Genomic DNA, 6,423 nt, shown 5'->3' with positions numbered 1-6,423 from the left:
ACCATTAATGATTTGTTCCACGCGCATCCTAATTGTAAAGGCTGGTCATTTTAACCATTTTATCAATCATAGGTTGGTCTTTATAGAAGGCAAAATAAGAATACTTTGGGTGATAAGTAAAATGACTATTGAGTGAATTGTGTCATTGTTTGCTTACATTAATCTGAGGTCACACCCGACCGAACGAAACCAGGTATGGATCTAATAAAATTCTTATCCCGAACTTACGTTAACTTAAGGGGTCTTGTCATTTTCGCAAAAGCGAAAATCGATTTTCATTGAAGCATTGTGCTTCATCAAAATGCGAGCATAGGCGATAAAAACTCAAATCAAGCAAAAGAGTCTAATCGTCACAGCATTATCTCCATGACGGTTACAGGATGTCCTTTAAATTCATCCATTCCAATTTTGCACCAGCCAAGACGACTGTAATATTCTGAGATAGTTGGATCAAAAGCAAAAAGATAAAGATTTTTAAAGCCTAAAGTTTTCGCTTTTTCTTTAGTTATATCAATAAGTTGCTTTGCGATACCTTGTTTTTGATAATTTTTCGAAACCACTAAAGAACCGAGCCATGGAGTTAACTCAGGACGAATACCATCATTGCCTCGTAATGAGCACATTCCAACAGGCTTATGTTCATCGAAAGCAACGAAGGTGAGTGGTACTTGTTCTGTGTTTAAATGATTACGTAAATTATCTTCTACACGTGAAATAGGTACATCAGGGATCCAAATTTGTCCTAATACTTCATACCAAATTTTGGCAAGTTCTGGAATACTGTCTGAATGATGTTTTAGATAAGCTATTGTTCTCATGAAAGGCCTGTTGCGTCATTAAATAAATTGTGCAATTCTAAAAAGTAATTATGCATATCCATGCTCCGCAAGACAGTGTGTTTTTTCTAGGTTAAGCATTCAAAACCTTCATTTTTTGATACATACCTGCTTCAAAATGGCCTGGGATATTACATGCAAATACAACATTCTGGGTTGGATTTGATTTAAACTTCCAAGTCAATGTTTTAGTTTCACCCGGATTAATCGTAATTGTATTACCATCTTCATGAACCATTCCTGGCATATCACGCATCATTTTTTGATGTGCTTTTTGTTCTTGTTCATCACCAATCGAGAATTCGTGAACTACTTTTCCTACATTGGTTACTTTAAAAGTGATAATTTCACCATCATGAAATTTTAATTTTTGTGAAAAATTAAATCGCATATCATCCGAAGCAATCACATAGATAGTTTTTGTGGTTTTTGTTACATCCACGGGATTTCCTACCGAGCTTATTTTATTAGAATGTGCAAATGTTGGACTTATAAAAATCACGGAGAAAATACTACTTAGAATAATCTTGGTTAATGCAGGTCTCATATGTTAAATCCTATCAATGATTAAGCTCAAATGCAGTGAATTTTGGAGGCTAATTGTATCATTTTTCTCGATAAAAGAATCTATAAAAACAGACAAGCGCTTTTGTCGTTTTTCATTTATCCAAAATATTCGAGTAAAAAAGTGAAAAAAATAAAAAAGAGCCCTAAGATTAAATAAAATAAAAATTGATCTTGAATAAGTCTTTGTTCTTTCTCTTTGGGGCGAAGCATATTAAATGCAATAAATAGAAAGACAAGGCCAGTTATTATACTTATAATTTGTACAATTAAAAACAGAGATCTGGACATTTCGAATTCTCAATAAGCTTAAGTTATTAAGATAACTATTCTGTTCTTTAAATTCAATTAAGCCAAGGCATGTAGTCGGTGAACATGAATTGTCAACCCTAATTATAATTGCTGTTTTATTTGGAAAACTAACATATGCTAAACGATTTAAAAGTCCTATAAGTTAGTTTTTATTTCCCTCTATGCATGCATTCATAAAAACCAAATTGTAGAGAGAGCATTGACATTTTTTAATACTTTAATTTAAAATAAGATGTCGTTTCTCTTAATAACACAAAGGTAGGTTAAAGCGTCATGAAAATTACAGCTTAAGTGCGCCCATCTATAGGGCAAAGTGAACTAAGTCATTTTTGACTTTCTGTTTTTATTGTCCTGAAAAGACATACTTAAGAGTAAATCATGTACCATAAACCGATTCAATTTAACGACATAAGCCTTATCTATTCTCACAAAGTTTGTTTTGAAGCCTTTAATGGCGAAATTCATTTTGGTGATCGCATTACACTGATTGGTCGTAATGGAGCAGGAAAGTCAACGTTATTAAAGATACTTTGTGGTCTTTGTCTGCCTTCTCAAGGCGATATTAAGGTACCGCATGACGTTCATTTTGGTTATTTACCTCAAGTAATTGAGGGTTTTCCAACGTTAAGTGGTGGTCAAAAACTTAACCAGTTATTGACAAAAGTTTTATCCGAAAATTCTAATGTACTTTTGTTAGACGAACCTACAAATCATCTTGATAATCGCAATCGTCGTTCTTTAATGCGCATGCTCGAACATTATCCGGGAACACTCGTTATTGCTTCTCATGATACAGAGTTGATCAAGACAGTCACAGATACTTTATGGCATATTGAGTCAGGAAAAATAACCGCTTTTAGAGGGGCTTATCCTGATTATCAACGGCTGCTTGCAGAGCGAAAAACATCTATTGATCACGAGTTAGCAACGCTTACGCGGCAGAAAAAAGAGACGCATCTTGCATTAATGAAAGAGCAAGAACGAAATAAACGTTCGCGGATTCAAGGTGAGAAGAAAATAGCACAACGAAAATGGCCAACAATTCGCTCTCATACTAAATTAGCTAAGGCTATGACTACAGGAGATAAAAGGCTAAGTTACATGAATGATAAGAAACAACAAGTACTAGAAGAGCTCTCTTCTCTCTACCAACCTGAGGCTATCAAGCACAAATTTAAATTAAAGGGTCTGGAGCATCATAAACCCTTGATACGAATTCAAAATGCTTCCATTAGTTATGAGTATGGGGATTTGATTCTGGATAATATTAATTTTCACCTTAATGGCAGCGAGCGAGTAGCGTTATATGGGGATAACGCATCAGGTAAGTCAACTTTTGTCAAAGCGATATTAGGAGCTTCTCAAATTAATAGGACGGGTGAATGGATTGTTCCTAACGGCAAGACTATAGGGTACCTTGATCAGCATTATCAGCACTTGAACTCCGAAGAAACGGTATTGGATTTGATGCGCTGTAAGATGCTGCATGCCTCTCATACTGAAATTCGTACTCATTTAAATAATTTTTTATTTCGTAAAAATGAAGAAATAGGAATGAAGATCAAAAATCTTTCAGGTGGTGAAAAGGTACGATTTTCTTTGGCATTAATTGCTGCAAATCCGCCTAAATTACTTATTTTAGATGAGATAACTAACAATGTAGACTTGGAAACACGCACTCATATTATTGAGGTATTACATGAATTTCCCGGGGCACTGCTTGTTATATCCCACGATCATGACTTTTTAGAATCCATTCACATTGAAACCAAGTATCAGATTTATCAAGGAAAAATACAGTGTTTTAATGAGGCACATAGAGGTAATGAACTATGAACGCTAATTATTTGCCTAATCATTTGGGCAGTTTTACTTGGCATTTTTTAAAACCGTATCGAGCCATAGTTATCTTATTTATCCTGCTTGCTTTATTGGCTGGATTTTGGGGGCCATTTAATAGCTTATTAATTAAATCGTTCATCAATACTTTGGCAGTAAACGCAAATACAGACATGTCCTCTTTGTATTGGATAGCTGGATTATTGGTATTGAACTTTATTGTTTTTGACAATATAACCTGGCGAACACTTGGATTTTTGAACTATAAATACGAAGCACGTATTAAAAACCAAATTATTGGCCAAACTTTTGAGTATGTGTTAGGAGGAAGTGCACAATTTTTTCAGGATAATTTATCGGGGAGAATCGCCGATCAAATTACAACACTTGCTGATAATCTCGAGATTATCTTGCATCGAGTGTCTGTGGATTTTCTTCGTGGCGCTTCTTTGTTGATGGTATCATTTATTACAGCTTATTCGGTTAATGCCTTGTTCTTTTATATTTTATTCTTTTGGTTCATTGCTTTTTCCTCATTTAGTGTCTGGATGTCCGCACGATTAGTCCAACTGTCTGATAACCATGCTAGCTCTGAATCGCAGCTTTCTGGACAATTGGTTGATAGCCTGTCTAACCAGTCCAATATACGTATTTTTTCACAGAAAAAATACGAAGTGGAACGGATGAATCGCTTTTTTCATGTGGTGCAGCAGGCATTTCAAAAAAAAGAGATCTTTATTGTTTTGTTATGCTGCGTACAAGGTGGAATGATTGCGGTGATGATGGGTTTTGCTTCTTTTGCTTTGATTCATTTGTATGGCAAAGGTCTTGTGAGCATCGGTGATTTTGCTTTGATTCTTGGCCTGTCTATGGAATTGGGCCATATGATGTGGTACACCATGTACCAAGTAGATCAGTTTAACCAAGCATTGGGTAAGGCAAGGCAAAGTTTAAACGCATTGGTGCTCCCCCATGGAATTAAGGATAAAAATAAGGCCTCTCAATTAATAGTGACTCAAGGAAAAATTGAGTTTTCCAAGGTTAAATTTCAATACCACGGTGGGTATTCTCTTTTCCAAAATAAATCAGTGACTATTGAAGCAGGTCAGAAAGTTGGTTTGGTAGGGTATTCAGGAAGTGGCAAATCAACGTTTGTGAATTTGATTTTACGACTTTATGAGGTTGTGGATGGTCAAATTCTGATTGATGGCCAAGACATATCCGCAGTGACCCAAGAAAGTCTAAGACGAACCATCGCGATGATTCCACAAGACCCAACGCTTTTTCATCGCAGCTTAATGGATAACATACATTACGGAAGACTTGAAGCTTCTGATGAAGAAGTGATTGCTGCCTCTCAAAAAGCACATGCCCATGAATTCATAAGTCTTTTGCCAGAAGGCTATGAAACTTTAGTAGGCGAGCGTGGAGTTAAGCTTTCAGGAGGTCAACGTCAACGAATTGCAATTGCCCGCGCACTATTAAAAAATGCTCCAATTTTAATACTGGATGAAGCTACTTCACAGTTGGATTCTATTACAGAATCCAACATTCAAGAGAGTCTCTGGGAGTTGATGCAGGGAAAAACAACTTTGGTTATTGCTCATCGCTTATCAACCCTTCTTCATATGGATCGCATTTTAGTATTCGATAAGGGGCATATAGTGGAAGACGGCACACATACGGAACTTCTCAATCTTAATGGTTTATACAAAACCTTATGGGATGCTCAGGTCGGTGGTTTTTTGCCAGATCACCAGGAAGAAGAGTACCGAGAGTCGTTAGTAAATGGGGACAGCAATGAATAAATTATATACTTTAATTGATCTCCTATTTCGTTCAGCATATTCAAAAGAGAGAATAAATCATGCCAGTCAAACAAGAGCAACGACTCATCGAAGTGTGTCCTTATGATGCCAATTGGCCTATGCAATTTTTGCAAGAAGCGGGGAGAATTAAAGAGGTATTAGGTGATAATTGTATTGAAATTTATCATATAGGGTCAACATCAGTATCTGGTTTAGCGGCGAAACCGGTCATCGATATGATTCCTGTTGTTTTGGATCTTAGCAACGTGGATAGGGCTAATGCTGCCATGCAAATACTTGGTTATGAAGCAAAAGGAGAGTACGGCATCCCTTTTCGACGCTATTTTCAAAAAGGAGGTAATCAAAGAACACATCATGCACATGTTTTTGAGCTGGGCAATCCTGAAATCGAACGGCATTTAAAATTTAGGGATTGGATGAGAACTCATCCCGAGGATAGAGATGCCTATGCGCGTCTAAAACAAGACTTGGCACGCCAATATCCTAGCGACATCACGGCCTATTGTTTAGGTAAAGAGGATTTTATTGTCGCAATAGACAAAAGAGCAGGGTTTAATGGATTAAGGATGGTTAAGGCGTTAACAACACGTGAATGGAATGCTGCTCGCCATTTAAGACAATTTTACTTTTTTGACAAAGCAGAGCTTTCTGATCCGTACACTTGGACTTTTGCACATGATGCTCATGTTCATTTTGTTTTATATCAGGGCGTTGAAATCATAGGTTATGCACATTTGCAATTATGGTCAAAAAAGCGAGTTGCTTTGCGCATCATAGTTATTGATGAGGCAAAAAGAAATCATCAATATGGCAGCCAATTTTTAACTTTATGTGAAAAATGGCTCAGAAGCCAAGGTTATCAAAGTTTGCATGTAGAGTCTTCACCTAATGCTCTTAAATTTTATAGAAACAATGGTTATATCGATATGTTATTTGATGATCCCGATGGCTATGAAGGTGATGTTCGCGATACTGCAGTAGGGAAAATACTATGATTCAACTCTTATGCTATACTACTGCCATAATTTGGCAGTAGCATTAGT

5 protein-coding genes are annotated in these 6,423 nt (G+C 36.4%); 3 read left to right on the top strand and 2 right to left on the bottom strand.

Annotated features, from left to right (window positions below; all coding sequences use genetic code 11):
* Positions 1–350: 350 nt before the first annotated feature.
* On the bottom strand, positions 351–818 hold the full coding sequence (locus Lgra_RS16825) for a GNAT family N-acetyltransferase (RefSeq protein ID WP_058500303.1): 468 nt from the start codon (positions 816–818) through the stop codon (positions 351–353).
* A 91-nt stretch (positions 819–909) separates the two neighbouring features.
* Complete coding sequence (locus Lgra_RS16820) at positions 910–1,383, bottom strand: cupredoxin domain-containing protein (protein WP_058500302.1); 474 nt, start codon at positions 1,381–1,383, stop codon at positions 910–912.
* Positions 1,384–2,090: 707 nt separating this feature from the next.
* On the opposite strand from Lgra_RS16820, the gene Lgra_RS16810 reads away from it, so the two are divergent.
* From Lgra_RS16810 to Lgra_RS16800, 3 genes are read left to right on the top strand one after another with little or no spacing between them, the layout of a single operon-like run.
* Positions 2,091–3,548, top strand: coding sequence for an ATP-binding cassette domain-containing protein (locus Lgra_RS16810; protein WP_058500300.1), 1,458 nt, complete (start codon positions 2,091–2,093; stop codon positions 3,546–3,548).
* Positions 3,545–5,359, top strand: a complete 1,815-nt coding sequence (locus Lgra_RS16805; protein WP_058500299.1) for an ABC transporter ATP-binding protein — start codon at positions 3,545–3,547, stop codon at positions 5,357–5,359. The genes Lgra_RS16810 and Lgra_RS16805 overlap by 4 nt, the downstream gene beginning before the upstream one ends.
* A 59-nt stretch (positions 5,360–5,418) precedes the next feature.
* Positions 5,419–6,375 (top strand): bifunctional GrpB family protein/GNAT family N-acetyltransferase, encoded by a 957-nt coding sequence (locus Lgra_RS16800; RefSeq protein ID WP_058500298.1) that lies wholly within the window; start codon positions 5,419–5,421, stop codon positions 6,373–6,375.
* Positions 6,376–6,423 lie beyond the last annotated feature (48 nt).

This window comes from Legionella gratiana, from assembly GCF_001467695.1.
Lineage (GTDB): Bacteria > Pseudomonadota > Gammaproteobacteria > Legionellales > Legionellaceae > Legionella > Legionella gratiana.
This window is presented reverse-complemented; position numbering and strand designations above follow the sequence as displayed.